General features: G+C 72.0%; 19 protein-coding genes and 1 pseudogene. 6 read left to right on the forward strand and 14 right to left on the reverse strand.

Features of this window, described 5'->3' with window-relative positions; translation table 11 throughout:
• Nucleotides 1–15: 15 nt before the first annotated feature.
• From ACZ3IG_RS28780 to ACZ3IG_RS28845, 14 genes and pseudogenes are all read right to left on the reverse strand, one after another.
• A complete protein-coding gene (locus tag ACZ3IG_RS28780; protein ID WP_467435681.1) occupies nucleotides 16–804 on the reverse strand; it encodes a rhamnogalacturonan acetylesterase in 789 nt (262 codons plus the stop codon).
• A gap of 137 nt (nucleotides 805–941) precedes the next feature.
• Entirely contained in the window at nucleotides 942–2,300 is a 1,359-nt protein-coding gene (locus tag ACZ3IG_RS28785; RefSeq protein ID WP_467435682.1) for an ABC transporter substrate-binding protein, read from the reverse strand.
• Between the two features lie 128 nt (nucleotides 2,301–2,428).
• A pseudogene (locus ACZ3IG_RS28790) lies at nucleotides 2,429–3,469 on the reverse strand (pectate lyase family protein); the annotation flags it as partial.
• A 48-nt stretch (nucleotides 3,470–3,517) separates the two neighbouring features.
• Nucleotides 3,518–5,026 (reverse strand): glycoside hydrolase family 43 protein, encoded by a 1,509-nt coding sequence (locus ACZ3IG_RS28795; protein WP_467435684.1) that lies wholly within the window; start codon nucleotides 5,024–5,026, stop codon nucleotides 3,518–3,520.
• A complete protein-coding gene (locus tag ACZ3IG_RS28800) occupies nucleotides 5,023–5,868 on the reverse strand; it encodes a DUF6807 domain-containing protein (protein ID WP_467435685.1) in 846 nt (281 codons plus the stop codon). Before ACZ3IG_RS28800 ends, ACZ3IG_RS28795 begins: the two co-directional genes overlap by 4 nt.
• Nucleotides 5,865–7,010 carry a Gfo/Idh/MocA family protein gene (locus ACZ3IG_RS28805; RefSeq protein WP_467435686.1) on the reverse strand — a complete coding sequence of 382 codons (1,146 nt, stop codon included), beginning with the start codon at nucleotides 7,008–7,010 and terminating at the stop codon, nucleotides 5,865–5,867. Before ACZ3IG_RS28805 ends, ACZ3IG_RS28800 begins: the two co-directional genes overlap by 4 nt.
• A gap of 94 nt (nucleotides 7,011–7,104) precedes the next feature.
• On the reverse strand, nucleotides 7,105–8,004 hold the full coding sequence (locus ACZ3IG_RS28810) for a carbohydrate ABC transporter permease (protein ID WP_467435688.1): 900 nt from the start codon (nucleotides 8,002–8,004) through the stop codon (nucleotides 7,105–7,107).
• The gene (locus tag ACZ3IG_RS28815; protein WP_467435689.1) at nucleotides 8,001–8,936 is read right to left on the reverse strand and encodes a carbohydrate ABC transporter permease; all 936 of its coding nucleotides are present in this window, start codon (nucleotides 8,934–8,936) and stop codon (nucleotides 8,001–8,003) included. The genes ACZ3IG_RS28810 and ACZ3IG_RS28815 overlap by 4 nt, the downstream gene beginning before the upstream one ends.
• A gap of 157 nt (nucleotides 8,937–9,093) precedes the next feature.
• On the reverse strand, nucleotides 9,094–10,824 hold the full coding sequence (araD, locus tag ACZ3IG_RS28820) for an L-arabinonate dehydratase (protein WP_467435691.1): 1,731 nt from the start codon (nucleotides 10,822–10,824) through the stop codon (nucleotides 9,094–9,096).
• Nucleotides 10,821–11,729 carry a dihydrodipicolinate synthase family protein gene (locus ACZ3IG_RS28825; protein ID WP_467435692.1) on the reverse strand — a complete coding sequence of 303 codons (909 nt, stop codon included), beginning with the start codon at nucleotides 11,727–11,729 and terminating at the stop codon, nucleotides 10,821–10,823. The genes araD and ACZ3IG_RS28825 overlap by 4 nt, the downstream gene beginning before the upstream one ends.
• Nucleotides 11,726–12,403: a GntR family transcriptional regulator gene (locus tag ACZ3IG_RS28830; RefSeq protein ID WP_403536463.1), complete on the reverse strand. Its 678-nt coding sequence runs from the start codon at nucleotides 12,401–12,403 to the stop codon at nucleotides 11,726–11,728. The genes ACZ3IG_RS28825 and ACZ3IG_RS28830 overlap by 4 nt, the downstream gene beginning before the upstream one ends.
• Before the next feature lie 143 nt (nucleotides 12,404–12,546).
• Nucleotides 12,547–13,143 (reverse strand): MBL fold metallo-hydrolase, encoded by a 597-nt coding sequence (locus ACZ3IG_RS28835; RefSeq protein WP_467435694.1) that lies wholly within the window; start codon nucleotides 13,141–13,143, stop codon nucleotides 12,547–12,549.
• A 239-nt stretch (nucleotides 13,144–13,382) separates the two neighbouring features.
• Nucleotides 13,383–14,564: a hypothetical protein gene (locus ACZ3IG_RS28840; RefSeq protein ID WP_467435695.1), complete on the reverse strand. Its 1,182-nt coding sequence runs from the start codon at nucleotides 14,562–14,564 to the stop codon at nucleotides 13,383–13,385.
• Nucleotides 14,561–15,520, reverse strand: coding sequence for a 5-dehydro-4-deoxyglucarate dehydratase (locus ACZ3IG_RS28845; protein WP_467435696.1), 960 nt, complete (start codon nucleotides 15,518–15,520; stop codon nucleotides 14,561–14,563). The genes ACZ3IG_RS28840 and ACZ3IG_RS28845 overlap by 4 nt, the downstream gene beginning before the upstream one ends.
• Before the next feature lie 261 nt (nucleotides 15,521–15,781).
• Between ACZ3IG_RS28845 and ACZ3IG_RS28850 the strand changes: the two genes are divergently transcribed.
• The 6 genes from ACZ3IG_RS28850 (at nucleotide 15,782) to ACZ3IG_RS28875 (ending at nucleotide 21,859) form a co-directional block, all read left to right on the forward strand.
• Nucleotides 15,782–16,591: an NAD-dependent epimerase/dehydratase family protein gene (locus ACZ3IG_RS28850; RefSeq protein WP_467435698.1), complete on the forward strand. Its 810-nt coding sequence runs from the start codon at nucleotides 15,782–15,784 to the stop codon at nucleotides 16,589–16,591.
• Between the two features lie 262 nt (nucleotides 16,592–16,853).
• Entirely contained in the window at nucleotides 16,854–17,624 is a 771-nt protein-coding gene (locus ACZ3IG_RS28855) for a DeoR/GlpR family DNA-binding transcription regulator (protein WP_467435699.1), read from the forward strand.
• An 89-nt stretch (nucleotides 17,625–17,713) separates the two neighbouring features.
• A complete protein-coding gene (locus ACZ3IG_RS28860; protein WP_467435701.1) occupies nucleotides 17,714–19,084 on the forward strand; it encodes an ABC transporter substrate-binding protein in 1,371 nt (456 codons plus the stop codon).
• Nucleotides 19,081–20,022: a carbohydrate ABC transporter permease gene (locus ACZ3IG_RS28865; RefSeq protein WP_467435702.1), complete on the forward strand. Its 942-nt coding sequence runs from the start codon at nucleotides 19,081–19,083 to the stop codon at nucleotides 20,020–20,022. Before ACZ3IG_RS28860 ends, ACZ3IG_RS28865 begins: the two co-directional genes overlap by 4 nt.
• Nucleotides 20,019–20,873, forward strand: coding sequence for a carbohydrate ABC transporter permease (locus tag ACZ3IG_RS28870; RefSeq protein ID WP_467435703.1), 855 nt, complete (start codon nucleotides 20,019–20,021; stop codon nucleotides 20,871–20,873). The genes ACZ3IG_RS28865 and ACZ3IG_RS28870 overlap by 4 nt, the downstream gene beginning before the upstream one ends.
• The gene (locus ACZ3IG_RS28875) at nucleotides 20,870–21,859 is read left to right on the forward strand and encodes a zinc-dependent alcohol dehydrogenase family protein (protein WP_467435705.1); all 990 of its coding nucleotides are present in this window, start codon (nucleotides 20,870–20,872) and stop codon (nucleotides 21,857–21,859) included. The genes ACZ3IG_RS28870 and ACZ3IG_RS28875 overlap by 4 nt, the downstream gene beginning before the upstream one ends.
• The last annotated feature ends 52 nt before the right edge of the window (nucleotides 21,860–21,911 follow it).

Here is a 21,911-nt window from a genome sequence, read left to right on the forward strand (position 1 = left end):
TGAGGTACGTCGGTGTCAGGCGGCAGGCCACGTGATCCAGGACGCGGGGATCTCCGCGTCCAGCCGGCGCGCGTCACGGTGTCCCAGCACCCGGGTGCGCAGCAGTTCCCGCACCACGAGCCGGGCCACCTCGATCGCGCCGGGCGGGTTGAAGTGGGTGTTGTCCTGCTCGGCGGCGGTCCAGTCGAAGTACGCCTTGGTCCCCTCCACGCCGAGCCGCTGCCACAGCTCCAGCGACAGCGCCTGGACGTCCAGCAGCGCCACGCCCTCCTCGGCGGCGAGCGCCCGCATGGCCGCCGGGTACTCCCCGTGGCTCGGCAGCGCGGTCCCCGCCGCGTCGAACCGGCGCCGCTCGACGGGGGTGGCGAGCACCGGCCGGGCACCCCGCGCCCGGGCCCCGTCGACGTACGAGCGCAGGTACTCCTGGTACGTCGTCCAGGGCTCGGTGTGACGGGTGGGGTCCTCGCTCTTCTCGTCGTTGTGCGCGAACTGGATCAGCAGGAAGTCGCCGGGCCGGATCTCCTTCAGGACCACCTCCAGCCGCCCCTCGTCGACGAAGCTCTTGGAACTGCGCCCGTTGACGGCGTGGTTGGCGACGGCGAGGCCCGCGCGCAGGAAGAAGGGGGCCGCCATCCCCCACCCGGTCTCGGGCGCGGCGTCGGCGTGCTTCTGGGCGGCGGTGGAGTCGCCGGCGATGTAGAGGGTGCGGTGACGGACGCCGGCCTGTGCGGCACCGGTGGCGGCGAAGGCCAGAGGTACGGAAGCGACGGCAGCGGCGGCGACTTGTCTGCGGCTGAGAGACACGCCGGTCAACCTTTCAGGAGGGGAAGGATATGTCCCTGGGGGCGCGGGGCTGTTCCGATATGCGGCTCCGCAGCGTGGGCGCGACCAGCCCGGGACGGCCCGCGCCCTGCGGGCGACGGACCGCCCCACGACGGGCTTCAGCCCTTCTGCTCGTTCCACTCGGCCTGCGCCTCATTGAGCTGGTCGGCCATCGTGTCCAGGAAATCCCGCGCCGACATCTTCCCCAGCAGCACCTTCTGGAAGTTCGGCTCGTTGTCGGCCTTGGAGATCGTGTTCCAGTCCGGCAGGTAGTACGGCAGCTGCACGATCGTCGTCGAACCGTCCGACAGCGCCTCGGCCGCCAGCTTCGTCGGCTCCGACTCCGAGACCCACGCGTCCTTCGCCGCGTCGGTGTTGGCCGGCACCTGCCCCGCCGACTCGTTGAACTTCGAGTTCGCCTCGTGCGAGACGGCGTACTCGATGAACTTCCAGGCCGCCTCCTTGTTCTTGCTGCTCTTGAACACGCCGAGCCCGTCGACCGGGTTGGAGACCTGCACCCGCTTGCCGCCGGGTCCGACCGGCTGCGGGATGCCGCGGAACCTGTCCTCGCCGAACGCCTTCACATGGTCCTGGTAGGAGCCCAGGTTGTGGTTGAGCATGCCGATCGTGCCCGAGTCCCACTGGGCGACCATCTTGGTGAAGTCGTTGTTGAGGTCGGCGGCCGGGGTGACCTTCTTGTAGAGCGCGGCGTACTTCTCCAGCGCCGCCACGTTCTTCGGGTCGTTGACGGTGGTCTTCTCCCCGGCGGCGTCCCAGAAGGAGGTGATTCCGGACTGCCCGTACATCGCGTCGAGGGCCTGGGCGATGGAACCGGCGCCGCCGCGGATGGTGTACCCGAACTCGTTGTCGCCGGCGTCGGTGAGCTTGTCGGCGGCCTCGAAGAAGGCGTCCCAGGAGGAGGGCTCCTCCAGCCCCGCCTTCCCGAACAGGTCGGTGCGGTAGTACAGGACACCGTTGTTGGCGGAGGTCGGCACCGAGTACAGCGAGCCGTCGCCGCCGCCGGCCGCCTTCAGCGACTCGACCATGTCCTCGTTGAGCTTGCCGTCCAGGGAGGAGTCCGCGAGCCGGTCGTCCAGCGGCTCCAGCGCGTTCTGCGCGGCGAACCCGGCGAGCATGGCCGCGCCGACCCCGCCGACGTCGGGCAGCCCGCCGCCCTGGATGGACGTGTCGACCTTCGACTGGTACTCGGTGGAGGCGATGCCGACGTACTCGACGTCGATGTCCGGGTTGGCCTTCTCGAAGTCGGCGATGACCTCCTTCCAGATGTCGGTGCGGACACCGCCGTTGTTGTCCCAGAAGACGATCTCTCCCTTGCCGCTGCCCTCGGCCCCCTCGCTGCCGCTCGTGCCGCTGCCGTCGTCCCCGCAGGCGGTGGCGGTCAGCGCGAGTACGGCCCCCAGGGCGACGACGGCCGGTGTCCGGCGCCTGCCGGTGCTGCTGCGCATGCTGATCTTCATAAGTCGGCTCTCTTCTTCTGGATCAGGCTGGATCAGGCTGGATGAAGCGGGGTGGAGCGGTGTGGAACGGTGTGGAGCGGAGCGCTGGACGTACGGACGTGCTGGTCACGTGGGGGGAGTCAGTGGGCCCCGATCCGCCGCTGCGGACCGGAGAAGCGCTCGACCAGCGCCGGGACGGCCGCCGCCGGATCGAGCCGGTAGGGGTAGAAGCCGCCCGGCTCGAAGGCGTCGCCCCGGGTGTCGTGCCGGCCGGTGGTGTTCTCGGTCACCGAGCCGCGCTGTACCAGTTCGGCGGTGGCGTCCGCCTGGTAAGGGTGCTGGACACCGTCGTAGTAGCTGTTCTCGATGACCATCCGGGTGGCGCCCCGCGCCCAGTTCCCGTAGGTCCAGACGGGGTCGCCGTCGGCCACCTGTGCCGACAGGTAGTTGTTGTAGAGGTGCGCGTAGGCGCAGTTGTCGGCGGACGGATTGCGCTGTTTGGTGCCGGCGAACCAGTTGTGGTCGATGGTGATCTCGGTCCGGACGTTCTCCGTCCAGCCGATGCCCATCGCCTTGTTGTGGTCGGTGAAGCGGTTGTAGGAGACGGTGACGTACCGGCTGTCCTCGCGGATGTCGAGCAGTCCGTCGCCCATGTGCGTGAAGTGGTTGTGGTCGATCCAGACGTGGTGGACGGAGTCCATCTGGATCGCGTCGAAGTCGCTGGTCTTGCCGTCCCAGTCGCCCTCGACGTAGGAGTCCCGGATCGTCAGGTTGCGGATCACGACGTTGTGGGTGCCGGGGTTCAGGTGCAGCTCGCCGTGGACGATCTCGCCGCTCGTGCCGACGCCGACGATCGTCTTGTCGGAGGCGACCGTGATGTCCGAACCGAACGGCTCCACGGCGATCGAGCCCGCCACCCGGATGACGTACGGCTCCTCGGCCGCCGCGTACTTCGCCAGCGCGGCCTGGTCGGTGACGGTGACGACCTCGCCGCCCGCCCCGCCCGTGGTGCCGCCGGCCAGGGAGGCGAAGCCGTGCGGCCGGTCGGAGAAGCGGTCCGTCCCCGGCGGGGCGGCCGCGGCGGCCCGGGCCTCCCCGAGCGCGCCGAGGGTCAGGGCGGCCACCAGGCCGAGGACGGCGGCCAGGGTCCCGCCCCTGCCGGGCAAGCGCTTGCTACGGAAGTGCGTCATTGCGGCTCCCCACAGGCGTACGGAGGTAGGAGTTGCGGAGTTGCGGAGTTACAGGGCGGTGATCCGGAACCCGGTGAAGTCGGCCGTGCCCGCGGCCGGCTCTCCGGTGGGGGCGACGGCGAACAGGCCGAGCAGGGCGCCGACCCAGCGCCAGGGGGTGGCGGCGAAGACCTGCCCCGAGGGGCGGAAGCCGTCCCCGGTGTCGGAGTGGAAGCGGCAGCGCGCGTGCGGGCCGGTCTCGATCCGCAGCCGGGCCCGGCCCTCGGGGGCGGGCCGCGCGTGCGCCGCGTCCCGTTCCGCCTCCGCGACCGTCTCGCCGAACCGGTGCACCAGGTGCACCGCCCCGTCCGCGCCCCGCTGGAGCCCGATCCAGCTGAACGCGTCCCCGAGCACCACCAGCCCGGCCCGCGCGCCCGGTTCGGCGCTGTCGAGGCGCAGTTCCACCTCGACCGCGCACGGGGTGCCGGGCAGCCGCTGGGTGAGCACGTTCGGCAGCCTGCGCGGGTCGTGCGCGTCGGCCGACCGGACGCAGGCCAGCCGCAGCCCGTCCCCGGTGTGCGGGACGGTCCAGCCGCCCTGGGGGTTGGCGGTCCAGGACCACTGGGGGCCGAACCGTCCGCCGGGGAAGTCGTCGTCGGTGGCCGGAGCAGCCGCCGAGGGCGGCAGCGCGGGCCGCCGGTGCTCGGTGACGGGCGCGCCGTCGTCGCCCAGCACCGGCCAGCCGTCCGGGTCCCAGCGCATCGGCTGGAGGTGCACCACCCTGCCGTACGCCCCCCGCTGCTGGAAGTGCAGGAACCAGTCCTCCCCGGCCGCCGTGCGCACCCAGCCGCCCTGGTGGGGGCCGTTGACGTCGGTGTCCTTCTGCTCCAGGACGACCCGCTCCTCGTACGGTCCGAAGAAGTCGCGGGAGCGGAAGGCGCCCTGCCAGCCGGTCTCCACCGACCCGGCGGGCGCGAGGATCCAGAACCAGCCGTCGTGCCGGTAGAGCTTGGGGCCCTCCAGGGTGAACCAGCCGGGGAGGCGGTCGGCGTCGACGATCACCTTGCCGTCGTCGAGCAGGCCGGTGCCGTCGGGGCGCATGCGGTGGCCGGTGAGGCGGTTCTTGATACCGGAGCGGGACCGGGCCCAGGCGTGCACGAGGTACGCCTCGCCGGTCTCCGCGTCCCACAGCGGGCAGGGGTCGATCAGGCCCTTGCCCTCCTTGACCAGGTGCGGGCGCGTCCACGGGCCCTGGACGTCGGGGGCGTTGACCTGGAAGATCCCCTGGTCGGGGTCGCCCCAGAAGATCCAGAAGCGGTCGTCGTGGTGCCGGAGGGACGGGGCCCAGACGCCGCAGTCGTGCCGGGGCGCGGCGAAGGTCTCCGCCGGTTCCAGCCGGTCGAGCGCGTGGCCGAGCAGGGTCCAGTCGACCAGGTTCCGGGAGTGCAGCAGCGGCAGGCCTGGGGCGCGGCCGAAGCTGGAGGCGGTCAGGTAGAAGTCGTCGCCGACACGCACGACGTCCGGGTCGGACCAGTCGGCGTTCAGGACGGGGTTGCGGTACGTACTGCTGCTGGTCACGGGCTGACCGCCTTCCGTACGAGGGCTGCGGCGCCGTCGGCGTCGAGGCGGCCGTCGGCGACGACGGTGATGATCCGGCGGACGGCCGTGTCGCCCGGGGCCACCGCCAGCCGGGTGTCGTGGGCGAGCGAGGAGCCGACGCCCGGGTACTCCTCGGTGCGGACGAACCAGGGGTCCTCGCGGGTCCGTCCGGTGGCCCCGGCGAACACCAGCGACCAGCCGGCGCCGACCAGGGCGAGCCAGTCGGCGCGGCGGCCGTGCGCGGCGGCCTCGCCCTCGGCGTCCGGGGTGAGGACGTCCGGCGCCGCGTCCTCCTTGCGGGCCCGCCAGAAGAAGCCGCCGTAGGCCGCGCCGGGGCGGCCGTTGGTGGCGGGGCTGCCGAGGGTGAGCGGGGCGGAGGTGATGTTGGTGAGCGAGAAGGTGAGGTCCAGGGCCCAGGCCCGGTCGGTGAGCGCGGTGGCGGCCACCGTACGGCGCTCGCGCAGCAGCTCGGTGCCGGCGGCGACCCAGGACAGCTCCTGCACGAACCCGTCGGAGTCGCACAGCGGGAAGCCGGTGTGCCGCTGGGCGCCGTGGTTGTCCAGCTCGGTCGGGCCCCGGCCGCGGACGAAGGTGCGCCCGCCCCAGAAGTTGTGCCCCTCGACGTCGGGAACGGCGACACCGACGCCGAGGTGGTGGGCGTGGTCGGCGGGCGCGGACTCGGTGACCGGCGTGCCGGCCAGGGTGGTGACGGGGTGCAGGTAGGGGCGTGGGGAGAGGCGGGCGGGCAGCTCGGGCCGGGTGACGTACCGGGCGACGGGGCGGCCGGCGACGCGCAGGACCGGGGCGTCGGTGCCGGTCATCGGGCGGTCACCTCCTTGGCGGCCCAGGGGGCGCCGAGTTCGGAGTAGAGGGAGAGGGTGCCGGCGGCGGACTCGACCAGGGCGTCGACGCCGGGGACCACCCGGCGGGCCTCGGCGGCGATCCGGTGCCAGGCCGTCTCGGGCAGCGGTCGGGGGTCGGGGGCCCGGCGGATCGCCTCGACGACCCGCATGAAGGCGCCGGTGCCGTCGGGGGTGACCAGCAGGCCGGTGCCGCCTTCCAGGTGGTCGAGGAGGTTCTCCAGCAGGTCGGTGCGGCCGTGCTCGTACTCCTCGGGGCCGTGGCCGGCGCGCTGGAGCAGGACGCGGTCCTGCTTGTACCAGAAGGTGATCCGGCCACGGGTGCCGTGCACCAGGACGTACGGTTCGGCGGCGCGTTCGGCGCACAGGGTGGCGGCGACGGTGACGCGCAGGCCCGTCGGGGCGGTGACGCGGACGCAGGAGGTGTCGTCGGCCTCGATGTCGTTGGCGCGGTGCAGTTCGGTCTCGACGGCGGCGACGTCCTGGTCGCGGGTGGCGCCGCCGAGGGCCAGGGCGGTGGCGACGGCGTGCGCGAGGGGGTTGGTCAGCGCCCCGTCGACCACGTCGGTGCCGTCGTCCATGCGGCGCCGTCCGGCCCAGGGCGAGCGCCGGAAGTACGCCTCGTCGCGCACCCAGGCACCGGCCCCGCCGATGCCGGTGACCTCGCCGATCGCACCGTCGGCGAGCAGTTCCCGGATGGCGGGCACCGCGTGCGAGCCCAGCGACTGGAACCCGATCTGGCAGGCGACGCCCGCCTCGGCGACCCCGTCGGCCATCCGGCGGAACTCCGCGAACGACGGTGCCGGGGGCTTCTCCAGGAGCAGGTGCACGCCCCGGCGGGCGGCGGTCAGCGCGAGGTCGGTGTGGGTGGGGATCGGCGTGCAGACGACGGCCACCCGGGCGCCGGTGGTGTCGAGCAGGGCACCGAGGTCGGCGGACTGGGCGGGGAGTTCACCGCCGTACTCCTCCTCCGTCAGCGGGGTCGGCTCGCAGAGGCCGGCCAGCCGGGCGCGGCCCGCCCGCTCCAGGCGGCGGAGGTTGGCGAGGTGCCAGCGGCCGTGTCCGCGGGCGCCGGCGAGGACGACGGGCAGGGGTGTGCTCATGAGACCCTCCCCGCGGTGCCGGCGGTCAGATCGCGCTCGCGGCCCACGCCGTAGGTGTGGTGGAGCGTGCGCAGGTCGGCCTGTCCCCGTCTCATCAGCCTTTCACCGCCCCGGCGCTGAAGCCCGTGATCAGCCACTTCTGGATGAAGGCGAAGACGATGACGACCGGGACGGCCGCGATGATGCCGCCGGCGGCGAGCGCGCCGAGGTCGACGCTGTCCGCGCTCATCAGGGAGTTGAGGCCGACCGGGATGGTCTGCTTGTCCTGGTTGTTGAGGAACATCAGGGCGAACAGGAAGTGGTTCCAGGAGTGCACGAAGGCGAAGGAACCCACCGCGATCAGACCGGGCCGCAGCAGCGGCAGGACGACGATCCGGAAGGCCCGCATCCGCCCGCAGCCGTCGACCCAGGCCGCCTCCTCCAGGGAGTACGGCACGTTCTTGATGAAGTTGCTGATGAGGATCATCGACAGCGGCAGTTGGAAGACCGTCTCGGCGATGATGACGCTGCCGAGGGAGTTGATCATCTGGAGTTCGGCGAAAATCTCGAAGAGCGGCACCAGGAGCAGCGCGCCGGGCACGAACTGGGAGCAGAGCAGGGCGAGCATGAAGCCCCGCTTGACCCTGAAGTCGAACCGGGCGAGGGCGTAGCCGCCGGCCAGGGCGACGAGCGTGGTCATCACCAGGGTGGCGACGCCGACCAGGACGCTGTTGCCGAAGTAGGTGCCGAAGTTGCGTTCCGTCCAGACCTTCTCGAAGTGGTCGAAGGTCATCGGCCAGGGCACCAGTGAGGTGGAGCCGGCCGGGCGCAGGGAGAAGAGCAGGATCCAGTAGAACGGGATGAGGGTGAAGACGAGGTAGATCCCGAGCGGGAGGTAGATCTGCCAGCGGGGGATCTGGTCCCAGGCGGGGCCCTCCTTCTTCGCCGGGCGCGGCGGGGCGGGGGCGGCCCGCTCGGCGGCGGGGGCGGCCGTGGTGGCCTCCTTGGTGATCATTTGTTCTCGCCTCCGAACTTGCTCAGCCGCAGGTAGACGATCGAGCAGAAGAGCAGGATCACGAACGCGACCGTGGTCAGCGCCGACGCGTAGCCGAAGTCATGGGCGTCGACGGAGGTGTTGGCGATGTAGAGCGGGAGGGTCGTGGTCTCGCCGGCCGGGCCGCCGCCGGTCAGGGTGTAGAGCAGGTCGACGTTGTTGAACTCCCACACCGCGCGCAGCAGCGTGGACAGGATGATCGCGTCCTTCAGGTGCGGCAGGGTGATGTGCCAGAACTGCTTGATCCGGCCGGCCCCGTCGACCTCGGCGGCCTCGTACAGGTCCTTCGAGACGGACTGGAGGTCGGCGAGGATGAGGATCGCGAAGAAGGGCACCCCGCGCCACAGGTCGGCGACGACCGCCGCCGGGAACACGGTGGAGGTGTCCGACAGCCAGCTCGTGCCGTAGGAGCCGATGCCCATGTCGGCGAGGTAACGGGTGATGCCGGTCTGGGAGTTGTAGAGCAGCACCCAGATCGCGGAGGTCAGCACGCCGGAGACGGCCCACGGGGAGAAGACCAGGGCACGGCCCAGGCCCCGGCCCACGAAGGTCTGGTTGACGATCAGGGCGAGCGCGAGTCCGAAGAGCAGTTGCAGGCCGACCTCGACGAAGACCCACTTGGCGCTGAAGACGAGGGTGTCCCAGAAGACCGGGTCGTCGGTGAAGATCGTGACGAAGTTCTCGAAGCCCGCGTAGCCGTTCCGCCACGGCTTGGTGGGGTTGTACTCCTGCAGGCTGTAGTAGAAGACGCTGATGACCGGATAGGCGATGAAGCCCAGCATCAGCAGACCCGCCGGGGCGATCAGCAGGTACGGGAGCCTGCGCGGCGTGGCGGAGGCACGGCGCCGCCTCGGTGGCGCGGGCGGTTTCGCCACGGCTGCGGCTTGGGCCATGACTGTTCTCCGTTCTGGTACGTCGTGCGTGGGGCGTGCTTGCCTGGGTCGTGCACGTGCGGGGCCGTTCACTTGCGTAGCCGGATGTGCGTGGTGCGTACAGGAAGCGCTTTCTGTCCGTACAGGGGTGTGCGGAGGTTTTTCTGTCGTCCGGGGGTCAGCCCGCGTACGGGTCCCGCACCTTGCCGGGGCGAGCCAGGAACTCGAAGTCGCAGCCGGTGTCGGCCTGGGTGATCTGTTCGTTGTAGAGCGCGCCGTAGCCGCGCTCGTACCGTGCCGGGGGCGGCGTCCACGCGGCGCGGCGCCGCTCCAGCTCCTCGTCGTCCACGTTGAGCCTCAGCGTGCGGGCGGCGACGTCCAGGGTGATCGTGTCGCCGGTGCGGACCAGGGCGAGGGGTCCGCCGATGTACGACTCGGGCGCGACGTGCAGCACGCAGGCGCCGTAGCTCGTGCCGCTCATCCGGGCGTCGGAGATCCGCACCATGTCGCGTACGCCCTGCTTGAGGAGGTGGTCGGGGATCGGCAGCATGCCGTACTCGGGCATGCCGGGGCCGCCCTTGGGGCCGGCGTTGCGCAGCACCAGCACGTCGTCGGCGGTGATGTCCAGGGCGGGGTCGTTGATGGTGCGCTGCATCGTGCGGTAGTCGTCGAAGACGACCGCGCGGCCGGTGTGCTTGAGCAGGTGCGGTTCGGCGGCGATGTGCTTGATGACCGCGCCGTCCGGACAGAGGTTGCCGCGCAGCACGGCGACGCCTCCCTCGGCCGCGACCGGGTTGTCGCGCGGGCGGATCACGTCGTCGTTGTGGACGAGGGCGCCCGCGAGCTGCTCCCGCAGGGTGTCGTGGCAGACCGTGGGCCGGTCCAGGTGGAGCAGGTCGGGGATGCGGGAGAGGAAGCCGGGCAGGCCGCCGGCGAAGTGGAAGTCCTCCATCAGGTACGTCTGTCCGCCGGGGCGGACGTTGGCCAGCACCGGGACGGTGCGGGCGACGCGGTCGAAGTCGTCGAGGGTGAGGGTGACGCCCGCGCGGCCCGCCATCGCGATCAGATGGATCACGGCGTTGGTGGAGCCGCCGAGGCCGAGCACGGTGGTGACGGCGTCCTCGAAGGCGTCCGCGGTGAGGATGTCGCTCAGCTTGCGGCCCCGGTGGACCAGTTCGACGACGCGCAGTCCGGCCGCGGCGGCCATCCGGTCGTGTCCGGAGTCGACGGCCGGGATGCTGGAGGCGCCCGGCACGGTGACGCCGAGGGCCTCGGCGGCGGCGGTCAGGGTGGACGCCGTACCCATCGTCATGCAGTGACCGGGCGAACGGGCCAGCCCGCTCTCCAGTTCCTGCATCTCGCAGTCGCCGATGAGCCCGGCCCGCTTGTCGTCCCAGTACTTCCACATGTCGGTGCCGCTGCCGAGGGTCTCGCCCCGCCAGTGCCCGGGGAGCATCGGCCCGGCCGGCACGAACACGGCCGGCAGGTCGGCGGAGGCGGCGCCCATCAGCAGCGCGGGCGTGGACTTGTCACAGCCGCCCATGAGGACGGCCCCGTCCACCGGGTAGGACCGCAGCAGCTCCTCCGTCTCCATGGCGAGCAGGTTGCGGTAGAGCATCGGGGTCGGCTTCTGGAAGGTCTCGCTGAGCGTGGAGACCGGGAATTCGAGGGGGAAGCCGCCCGCCTGCCACACGCCCCGCTTCACGGCCTGGGCGCGGTCGCGCAGGTGGACGTGGCAGGGGTTGATGTCGGACCAGGTGTTGAGGATGGCGATGACGGGCTTGCCGAGGTGCTCCTCGGGCAGGTAGCCGAGCTGGCGGGTGCGGGCGCGGTGGCTGAAGGTGCGCAGGCCCTCGGTGCCGTACCACTGGTGGCTGCGCAGCTCCTCCGGGCGCTTGCGGCCGGTCATATCGACCACCCCGCGGCGATCTCGGCGACCTCGGCGCGCTCGCTCTCGGGGAGCGGGCGGCTCGGCGGGCGGACGTCGCGGCGGCACAGGCCGAGCGAGGCGAGGGCCTCCTTGACGACGGTGACGTTGTTGGCGGAACCGTTGGCGGCGCGCAGTTCCTCGAAGCGGCGGATCTGCTCCCAGACCTTCATGGCGGCCGGGTAGTCGCCCGCCCGCAGCGCCTCGATCATGTTGCGGGAGACGGCCGGGGCGACGTTGACCAGCCCGGAGGTGAAGCCGGTGGCGCCGGCCGAGAAGTAGGAGGGGGCGTACGGTTCGGCCAGCCCCGCCACCCACACGAACCGGTCGAGCCCGGCGTCGCGGGCGAAGGCGGCGAACTTGGCCGCGTCCGGCACCGCGTACTTCACGCCGATGACGTTGGGGCAGGTGTCCGCCAGCTCGGCCAGCCGCGCCCCGGCCAGCTGCGGATTGCGGATGTAGGGCACGACGCCCAGCTCGGGGACGGCCTCGGCGACGGCGCGGTGGTAGTCGACCCAGCCGGCCTGGGAGACGTAGGGGTGGACGGGCTGGTGCACCATCACCATGGTGACGCCCAGGTCGCGGGCGTGCCGGGCGGAGGCGATGGCGGTCGGCACGTCGTGGCCGACGCCGGCCAGGATGTCCGCCCGGCCGCCGGCCTCCTCGGCGGTCAGCTCGGTGACCTGGCGGCGCTCGGCCGGGGTGAGGGCGTAGAACTCGCCGGTGTTGCCGTTGGGGGTGAGGGTGGTGATGCCGGCGTCCAGCAGGCGACGCAGCAGGGCCCGGTACGTGGCGGGGTCGACGGCGCCGTCCGCGGCGAACGGGGTCACCGGGATCGCCACCACGTCGGCCAGGGCCGCCCGCTGGGTCTCGAACGTCGTTGTCATGCCTGACCGTCCTCTTCCTGGGCCCGCCCGGCCTCGTGGTCCGCTGCCGGGAAGGCCCGCTCGACGAAGAACGCGATGTGCGCGTGGAGGGCGCGTGCGGCACCGTCCGCGTCCCCGGCCAGGGCGAGCCGCAGGATCTCCTGGTGCTCGCCCGCCTCCCGCTCCCAGGAGGGGTCGGCGGCCCAGGCGACGGCGGAGACCAGGGCCGCCTGGTCGCGGACCTCGTCGAGCATCCGGCCGAGCAGCGGGTTGCCGCAGGGCAGATACAGGGCGCGGTGGAACTCCCGGTTGGCCAGCGACCGTTCGGCGGTGTCGGTGGCCCGGTCGGCGCGGGCCAGCGCGTCCCGGGCGGCGTCCAGGGAGGCGCCGCGCCGCACGGCGCGCTTGAGCGCCTCCGGCTCCAGGAGCAGTCGCACGTCGTAGACCTCGCGTGCCATGTCCGCGTCCACCATGCGCACCGTGGCGCCCTTGTACTGGCTCATCACGACCAGTCCGGTGCCGGCCAGGGTCTTGAGCGCCTCGCGCACCGGGGTCTTGGAGACCCCGAACTGCGCGGCCAGCTCGGTCTCGACCAGGGCCTGGCCGGGGGTCAGCCGGCCGGTGAGGATGCGGCGTTTGATCTCCTGGAGCACGTACTGCGTGCGGGAGGGGATCGGCGTGGGCACAGAGGTCATGTGCGCCTCTCGGATCTCGCATATCGCGTCTCATATATGACGTACGGAGTACGACGCGTTGAAACTAGGAGGGGGACAATGTTTCGTCAATGCTTCTGACAGAAGAAGCGCGGATCGGTCCTCGGACGCTGGTGGTGCCGCCCTCACGGGCGGTCCCGGTCGGTCCGCCGAACGCCGCGGCGGCCCGCGCGGGCGGTGTTCCCGGCGCCCTCGGGCGTCAGGTGCATCTGTTCGCTTTCGCGATGCCCATCGGTGTGGTCGATGTCGGCCCGGCAGAGGAACAGGTCGGCGTCGCGGGCCGGCCCGGTGAGCGCGGCGCACGGTCCGCTGTCCCCGGAGCAGGCCAGGACCCGGCCCTCGCACTCGGCCCGCAGCCCGTACGCCTCGATGTCGTGCCGCACGGCGCGGGAGGTGAGGACCAGGCCGCCGTGGCGGACGGTGTGCCCGTCCTCAAGCGGGCGGAAGGCGAAGACGCCGTCGAGGAAACCGGTGTCGGCCCGCGGAAGAAGCCCGCGAGGCGCCCGGGCGCAGCCGGCGGGCGCGTAGACCGGGACGGGCGCCCCGGGGGCGAGCCCGCCGTACGCGAAGCCGTACACCGCGGCGAGCAGGTCGGCGCAGTGGTCCGCGTGCAGAGGGGAGACCCAGATCGCGCTGAGCCGCGTCGGGTCCGTGTGCCGTTGCAACTCGGCGAAGGTGCCGGGCCCGGCGTCCACCCACACCTCGGCCCCGCCGCCGCGCACCAGGCGACCGGAGCAGGGGCGGCCGGGCACGGGGTGGGGGGAGGCGGTGCCGAGGACGTGAGGGTGAGGGGCATGGCGTCATGCGTACGGCCGGACCGTCGGTGTACGGCCGGACCGTCGGTGTACGGCCGGACCGTCGGCCTAGGTCCCCCGGCCGTCAGCGTACGGCCGGACCGTCGGCCCACGGCCCCCCGGCCGTCAGCGTACGGCCCCAGGGCCGTCGGTGCCCGGCCCTGCGGTCAGCCTCGCCGAGAGCGCCCGCCCAACCCCCGCCGCACCGCCGCCAGATCCCCGTCGGACGCCAGCCCGGCGTGGTACAGCCGCAGTTCCGTGGCCCCCAGGCCGGCGGCGCGGGCCGCGTCGGCGGCGAGGGTGCCGGGGCTGCCGCCCATGCCGGAGACGACGGTGAGGTTGGCGGCGAGGACCGTGCCGTCGTGGGCCTGCTCGGCGAAGGGGGTGAGCAGGCCCGCACCGCCCGTGCAGGGCACGACCACCCCGTCCGCGACGGACAGGATGTGCGCGGGGTCGACCCCGGCGTTGGCGCCGCAGTGGTAGGAGACCGGGTCGGCGTGCAGCAGGACCTGGAAGCCCGAGGGAGCGGCGGCGCGGACCGCCGCGACGGCCGCCTCCTGGAGGGAACGGGCGGTGGTGTCCCGCCACGCGCGCGTGGCGCCCGCCCGCGTCTCGCCGAGCAGCTTCTCCACGCCCGCCCAGCCCCCGTCCGAGGGCGCCGTCCCCCGCCACACCGGCTCCAGCGCGTCGCGGACGGCGGCGGCCAGCTCGTCCGGGTCCAGGCCCTGGCCGCCGTACCCCGCCCGGCAGTCGGGGCAGAAGCAGAGCGACATCAGGTACTGCCCGGCGTCGCCGAGGCCGACGCCGGCGGTCTTGTCGTGGGCGTGCAGATGGGCCAGGCCGTACCAGCCGAGGGACTCCAGTTCGGTGCCGCGCGCCCCCGGCCGCACCGCCGCCTCGGCGGCCAGGTCGACGAGGTACGCGCGCGTGGCGGGCTGCGCGATGCAGGGCGCCCAGGGGTAGCGGTCGCCGTAGGCGTTGACGACGGAGGTGTGCGGATGCTCGGCGCCGAGACGGGAGTTGTGGGCCAGCACGACCCAGGTGTGCACCTCCAGTCCGGCGTCCGCGAGCGCGTCGGCGGCCTCGCCGTAGGCGTCCCCGGGCGCCCAGTCACCGGCCGGGTACGGGGTCAGCTCCCGTCCGGCCCAGCGTCCGTCGTCCGGCGGGTAGAGGACGGCGGCGTGCTCGGCGGTGACGATCCGGTGGCGCGGGTGCCGGGGGGTCAGGGCGCGGGTGGAGTGGTAGGCGGCGGCGAGCGTCACCTGTTCCACGCCGAGTCCCGCGATCGTCTCCGGCGCGCGGGGGTCGCCGTCGACGTCCCAGGGGTAGACGAATGCCGATGCCTTCACCGTGCCTCCTCCAGGAGCGCGTGGCCGCGCTCGATCACCTCGGCGAGCCGCTTGACATGGTCCCCGGCCGGCTCGTGCAGCGGGGGCCGCACCTCGCCCACGTCCAGGCCGCGCAACCGTACCCCGGCCTTCACCAGCGCGACGGCGTACCCGCGCCCCTGGGCGCGCAGTTCGGTGAAGGGCCGGTAGAAGCCGTCCAGCAGGCGGTGCGCCGTGGCGTCGTCGCCGGTGCGCAGCGCCCGGTGGAAGGCGAGGGCGATCTCGGGGACGAAGCAGAACACGGCGGAGGAGTACAGCGTGACGCCGAGGCCGCGGTAGGCGAGCTGGGTCTGCTCGGCGGTCGGCAGCCCGTTGAAGTAGAGGAAGTCACCGGGCACCTCGGTGCGCACGGCGCTGACGGTCCGCTGCATCAGGTCGAGGTCGCCGAGGCCGTCCTTGAGGCCGACGATCCCCTCCGTGCGGGCCAGTTCGACGACCGTGCGGGGGGTGAACACGGCGTTGTCGCGCTGGTAGACGATCACGGGCAGGGACGTGGCGGCGGCCACCTCCCGGTAGTGCCGCAGCAGCCCCTCCTGACCGGCGAGCACCAGGTACGGCGGCATGGCGAGCAGCCCGTCGGCGCCGGCCTCCTCGGCGAGGCGCGCGTAGCGGACGGCGAGGGCGGTGCCGTAGCCGGCGCCCGCCAGGACCGGGACGCGGCCCGCCGTCTCCTCGACGGCCGCCCGGACGCAGTCCTGGAACTCCTCGGGCGTGAGCGCGTGGAACTCCCCGGTGCCGCAGCAGGCGAACACGGCGGCGGCGCCCGCCTCCACGCCCTGGCGCACATGGGCGCGGTAGACGGCGAGGTCGACCTCGCCGCCGGGGCCGTACGCCGTGACCGGAAAGAACAACGGGCCCCGGGGGGCGGTGAGCCGAGCGGCGAGCGGGGCTGACGTCACAGGTTCTCCCGTTTGCATGCGTGTCCGGTGTTTATATTTCTGAACATGCTCACGCTAAGACGCCCCTGGAGGGCGGTCAAGCTTCCGCGCTCTTGACGCGCGACGACGCACATCCCTAGCGTGTCCACGTTTGTGAATGACGTACTCAGATGTGCACCACGACATGTCCACACCCGGACATGTGCACTCAGACATGTGCACTCAGACATGTGCACTCAGACATGTGCACCCAGACATGTGCACCCAGACGCGTACTCGTGCAGTCAAGGAGACCCGAGGATGCCCGCTCCCCGCACCGTTCTGCTCACCGGCGCCGCCGGCGGCCTCGGCACCCTGATGCGGGAACTGCTCCCCGCCCACGGCTACGACCTGCGCCTGTTCGACCTGCGTCCGATCGAGGGCGCGCCGGAGGCCATCGTCGCCGACCTCGCCGACAAGGACGCCGTGCGCGAGGCGGTCCGCGGCGTCGACGCGATCGTCCACCTGGCCGGCATCTCCCTGGAAGCGTCCTTCGACAAGATTCTGAAGGCCAACATCGAGGGCACGTACAACGTCTACGAGGCCGCCCGCGAGGAGGGCGTCGGCCGCGTCGTCTTCGCCTCCTCCAACCACGCCGTCGGCTGGACCCCGCGCCCCCGGGGCGACGACCCCCTCATCCCCATCGACGTCCGGCGCCGCCCCGACACCTTCTACGGCCTGTCCAAGTCCTTCGGCGAGGACCTCGCCCAGCTCTACTGGGACAAGCACGGCATCGAGACCGTCTCCGTCCGCATCGGCTCCTGCTTCCCCGAGCCGACCAGCGTCCGGATGCTCTCGGTGTGGATGAGCCCCGCCGACGGCGCCCGGCTCTTCCACGCCGCGCTGACCGCCGAGGGCGTCGGCCACACGGTCGTCTACGGCTCCTCCGCCAACACCCGCCTGTGGTGGGACCTCACCACCGCGCGCGCCCTCGGCTACGAACCGCAGGACGACTCCGAGCCGTACGCGGCCAAGCTCATCGCCGAACAGGGCGAACTGGACCCGGACAACCCGGCCCACGCCCGCCTCGGCGGCCACTTCGTCACGGACCCGCCGATCTGGCCGTACTGACCGAAACACACAGCGGCACCGAGGAGGACGGGCACCGAACGGGCCCGTCCTCCTCCCCGTTCGGGCATCCGTGCTGCCCGAACAGACGTCCCGGCTCGCCGCATCCCTGGTCCACGACGCTCCCCCGTCCACCGAAACGGGCCCAAGCGGGCAGTATCGGCTCCGCAACAGACCTGGTCAGCGCCGCGCACCCGCTGTAGAACTCTTCACCAGGGCCTTACCGGGCCCGAACGGGCAACGGCGCGCGTGAGGCAGGTGTGACATGGGCACGAGATCGGCGGAAGAGCGCCAGCGGGAGATCGTGCGGGCCGCCCGTGCCTCCGGCTCGGTCGACGTCACCGTCCTCGCGGCCGAACTCGGCGTGGCCAAGGAGACCGTACGCCGGGATCTGCGCGCCCTGGAGGACCACGGCCTGGTCCGCCGCACCCACGGCGGCGCCTACCCCGTGGAGAGCGCCGGGTTCGAGACGACCCTCGCCGTGCGCGCCACCAGCCACGTCCCCGAGAAGCGCCGGGTCGCCGCAGCGGCGGCCGAACTGCTCGGGGACGCCGAGACGGTCTTCGTCGACGAGGGCTTCACCCCCCAGCTCATCGCCGAGGCGCTGCCCGCGGACCGGCCGCTGACCGTGGTCACCGCTTCCCTGCCGGTGGCCGGCGCGCTCGCCGGGCGCGGCGACACCTCCGTGCTGCTGCTCGGCGGCCGGGTCCGCCCGGGCACGCTGGCCACCGTCGACCACTGGACCACCAAGATGCTGGCCGGGTTCGTCCTCGACCTGGCTTTCATCGGGGCCAACGGCATCTCCCGCGAACACGGCCTGACCACGCCCGATCCGGCGGTCAGCGAGGTCAAGGCACAGGCCGTGCGGGCCGCGCGGCGCACGGTGTTCGCGGGGGTGCACACCAAGTTCGGGGCGGTCAGCTTCTGCCGGTTCGCCGAGGTCGGCGCCCTGGAGGCGATCGTCACCAGCACCCAGCTGCCCGCCTCCGAGGCCCACCGCTACTCGCTGCTGGGCCCCCAGGTCATCCGAGTCTGACCCCGTCCCCTTCCTCCCCCTCGCGGGACGGGGTCATCCCTTGCCGCCCCTTGCCTCTCCTTACCTCCCCCTATGTTCAGGAGCGATCCATGCGAACCCAGAGCCGACGGAGGCCGCGAGCCACGCTCGCCACGGCCGCCGCAGGGACGCTGCTCGCCCCGCTGCTCTCCGGCTGCTGGGTCGGGGCGGGCGGGGCGGGGTCCGGCGGCGACGCCATCAACGTCCTGATGGTCAACAACCACCAGATGGTCGAGCTGCAGAAGCTCACCGCCGACCACTTCACCGAGGAGACCGGCATCAAGGTGAACTTCACCGTGCTGCCGGAGAACGACGTCCGCGACAAGATCAGCCAGGACTTCGCCAACCAGGCGGGCCAGTACGACGTCGCCACCCTCTCCAACTACGAGATCCCCATCTACGCCAAGAACGAGTGGCTGCACGAGATGGACTCCTACGCCGCCAAGGACTCCGCCTACGACGAGCAGGACGTCCTCAAGCCGATGCGCGAGTCCCTCACCGGCGAGGACGGCAAGCTCTACGGCCAGCCCTTCTACGGCGAGTCCTCCTTCCTGATGTACCGCAAGGACGTCTTCGAGAAGGAGGGCCTGACCATGCCCGCGCACCCCACCTGGCAGCAGGTCGCCGACCTCGCCGCGAAGGTCGACGGAGCCCAGTCCGGCATGAAGGGCATCTGCCTGCGCGGCCTGCCCGGCTGGGGCGAGGTGATGGCACCGCTCACCACGGTCGTGAACACCTTCGGCGGCACCTGGTTCGACCAGGACTGGAAGGCCCGCCTCGACTCCCCCGAGTTCGAGAAGGCGGTGAAGTTCTACGTCGACCTGGTCCGCGAGCACGGCGAGTCCGGCGCCCCGCAGGCCGGTTTCGCCGAGTGCCTGAACAACATGACCCAGGGCAAGGTCGCCATGTGGTACGACGCCACCTCCGCCGCCGGTTCCCTGGAGGCGGCCGGCTCCCCCGTCAAGGGCAAGCTGGGCTACGCCCCCGCCCCGGTCGAGAAGACCGAGTCCTCCGGCTGGCTCTACACCTGGGCCTGGGGCATCCAGCAGGCCTCCCGCAACCCCGACAAGGCGTGGAAGTTCGTCTCCTGGGCGTCCAGCAAGGAGTACGAGCAGCTCGTCGGCGACGAGATCGGCTGGTCCAACGTCCCGGCCGGCAAGCGCGCCTCCACCTACGAGAACCCGGCCTACCGCGCGGAGGCCGGCGCCTTCCAGGAGATGACCCGGGAGGCGATCGAGGCGGCCCGGCCCAAGGACCCGGGGGTGCAGCCGCGTCCGGCGCCCGGCATCCAGTTCGTCGGCATCCCGGAGTTCACCGACCTCGGCACCAAGGTCTCCCAGGAGATCAGCGCGGCCATCGCCGGACGCCAGTCCGTCGAGGCGGCCCTGAAGAAGTCACAAGCGCTCGCCGAAGAGATCGCCGAGGAGTACGAGGGACGATGACCGCCACGACGACGGCCCCCGTGGCCGCACCCGACGTCAGCACCCGGCTGCGGCAGCCCTCCGCGCGGCTGCGCGCCTGGGCCACCCGGGCCCCGCTGCTCCCGGCCCTGATCTTCATGATCGCGGTCACCCAGCTGCCCTTCGTGGCGACGCTGGTGATCTCCTTCTTCGACTGGAACGCGCTCTACCCCGACGCCCGCCACTTCACCGGCTTCTCCAACTACGGCGACGTCCTCACCGACCCCGACCTGCGCAAGTCGGTCTGGACGACGATCCTGCTGACGGTCGCGGTGGTCCTGGCCAGTCTGGTCCTCGGCCTGGTCCTCGCACTGCTCCTGGACCGGAGGTTCAAGGGCCGCGGCGTGGTCCGCACCCTGCTGATCGCCCCGTTCCTGGTGGTCCCGGTCGCGGCGGCCCTGCTGTGGAAGCACGTCCTCTACAACCCCGAGTACGGCTTGCTGAACGGGCTGTTGCACTACGTCGGCGGCCCCCAGCCCGACTGGATCTCCAACACCCCGCTGCTCGCGGTGGAGCTGTCCCTGGTGTGGCAGTGGACGCCGTTCATGATGCTGATCCTGCTGGCCGGGCTGCAGAGCCGGGACCAGCAGCAGATCGAGGCGGCCCGGGTGGACGGCGCCGGCGACTGGCAGATCTTCGTCCACCTCACCCTGCCGCACCTGCGCCGCTACCTCGAACTCGGCGCCCTGCTCGGCTCGATCTACATCGTGCAGAACTTCGACGCGGTCTTCACGATCACCTCCGGCGGCCTGGGCACCGCCAACCTGCCGTACACCGTCTACCAGAGCTTCTACCAGGCCCACGAGAACGGCCTCGCCTCGGCCGCCGGCGTCCTGGTCGTCATCGGCTCGATCATCATCGCGACCTTCGCCCTGCGCGTGGTGTCGTCCCTGTTCCGCGAGGAGGTGGGCCGCGCATGAGCGCCGTGACCACGACTGCAGGAGCCAGCCGTCGCAAGCGCGGGGCCGGCCTGGGCCTGGTGGCCTGGCTGCTCGGCATCGTCTTCTTCCTCCCCATCGCGTGGATGGCGCTGACCTCCTTCCACTCGGAGGAGGACGCCGCCACCAACCCGCCGTCCTTCGCGGCCGCCCTGACGCTGGACGGCTACCGCGAGTTCTTCGGCGCGGGCGGCGGCGCCAGCCCCTGGCCGGCGCTGGCCAACTCGGCCGTCGCGTCGGTCGCCTCGACCCTGTTCGTCCTCGTCCTCGCCCTCCCGGCGGCGTACGCGCTGTCCATCCGCCCGGTGAAGAAGTGGACGGACGTCCTGTTCTTCTTCCTGTCGACGAAGATGCTGCCGGTGGTGGCCGGTCTCCTCCCGATCTACCTCTTCGCCAAGAACACCGGCATGCTGGACAACATCTGGCTGCTGGTCATCCTCTACACCTCGATGAACCTGCCGATCGCGGTGTGGATGATGCAGTCCTTCCTCGCCGAGGTCCCGGTCGCGATCATCGAGGCGGCCCGGGTGGACGGCGCGAAGCTGCCGACGATCCTGGCGCGGGTGGTCGCCCCGATCGCCCTGCCCGGCATCGCCGCGACCTCCCTCATCTGCTTCATCTTCAGCTGGAACGAACTGCTCTTCGCCCGGGTGCTGACGGGTGTGGTCGCCGAGACCGCCCCCGTCTTCCTGACCGGCTTCATCACCAGCCAGGGCCTGTTCCTGGCCAAGGTGTGCGCCGCGTCGCTCGTCATCTCCCTGCCGGTGCTCGCCGCGGGGTTCGCCGCCCAGGACAAGCTGGTCCAGGGCCTGTCGTTGGGAGCCGTGAAATGAAGGCCGCCGTCATCGAGTCCGTGGGCCGCGCCGTCGTCGCCGAGATCCCGGACCCGACGCCAGGACCGCGCGAGGTCGTCGTCCAGGTCGCCGCGTGCGGACTGTGCGGCACCGACCTGCACATCCTCCAGGGCGAGTTCGCGCCCAAGCTGCCGATCACACCGGGGCACGAGTTCGCCGGCGAGGTGGTCGGGGTGGGCACGCGGGTCACCGAGGTCTCGGTCGGCGACCGGGTCGCGGTGGACCCCTCCCTGTACTGCTACGAGTGCCGCTACTGCCGCAACGGCCACAACAACCTCTGCGAGCGCTGGGCGGCCATCGGCGTGACGACGGCGGGCGGCGCGGCCCAGTACGCCGTGGCCCCCGTGGCGAACTGCGTGAAGCTCCCCGAGCACGTCCGCACCCAGGACGCGGCCCTGATCGAGCCCCTGTCCTGCGCGGTCCGCGGCTACGACGTCCTCCAGTCCCGCCTCGGCGCCCACGTCCTGATCTACGGCTCCGGGACGATGGGCCTGATGATGCTGGAGCTGGCCAAGCGGACCGGCGCGGCCAGCGTCGACATGGTCGACCTCAACCCGGCCCGCCTGGAGACCGCCAAGGGCCTGGGCGTCTCGGGCGCCGCCGCCACCCCCGACGAACTGGACCGCCCCCAGGGCTGGGACCTGGTCATCGACGCGACCGGCAACGCGGCGGCGATCCAGGACGGCCTGGACCGGGTGGCGAAGGCCGGTACGTTCCTCCAGTTCGGGGTCGCCGACTACGCGACCCGTGTGCAGATCGACCCGTACCGCATCTACAACCAGGAGATCACCATCACCGGCTCGATGGCGGTCCTGCACAGCTACGAGCGGGCGGCGGAACTGTTCGCGAACGGCGTCCTGGACCCGGACGTCTTCATCAGCGACCGCATCCCGCTGGAGCGCTACCCCGAGGCGCTGGAGCAGTTCGCGGCGGGGGTGGGACGGAAGATCGTGGTGGTGCCGTAGCTCACCTCGTGAACGCCGGAGGGGCCTGGTTCCAGCCCTCCGGCGTGTGCGG

It is taken from the genome of Streptomyces sp. NPDC016677 (assembly GCF_055562815.1).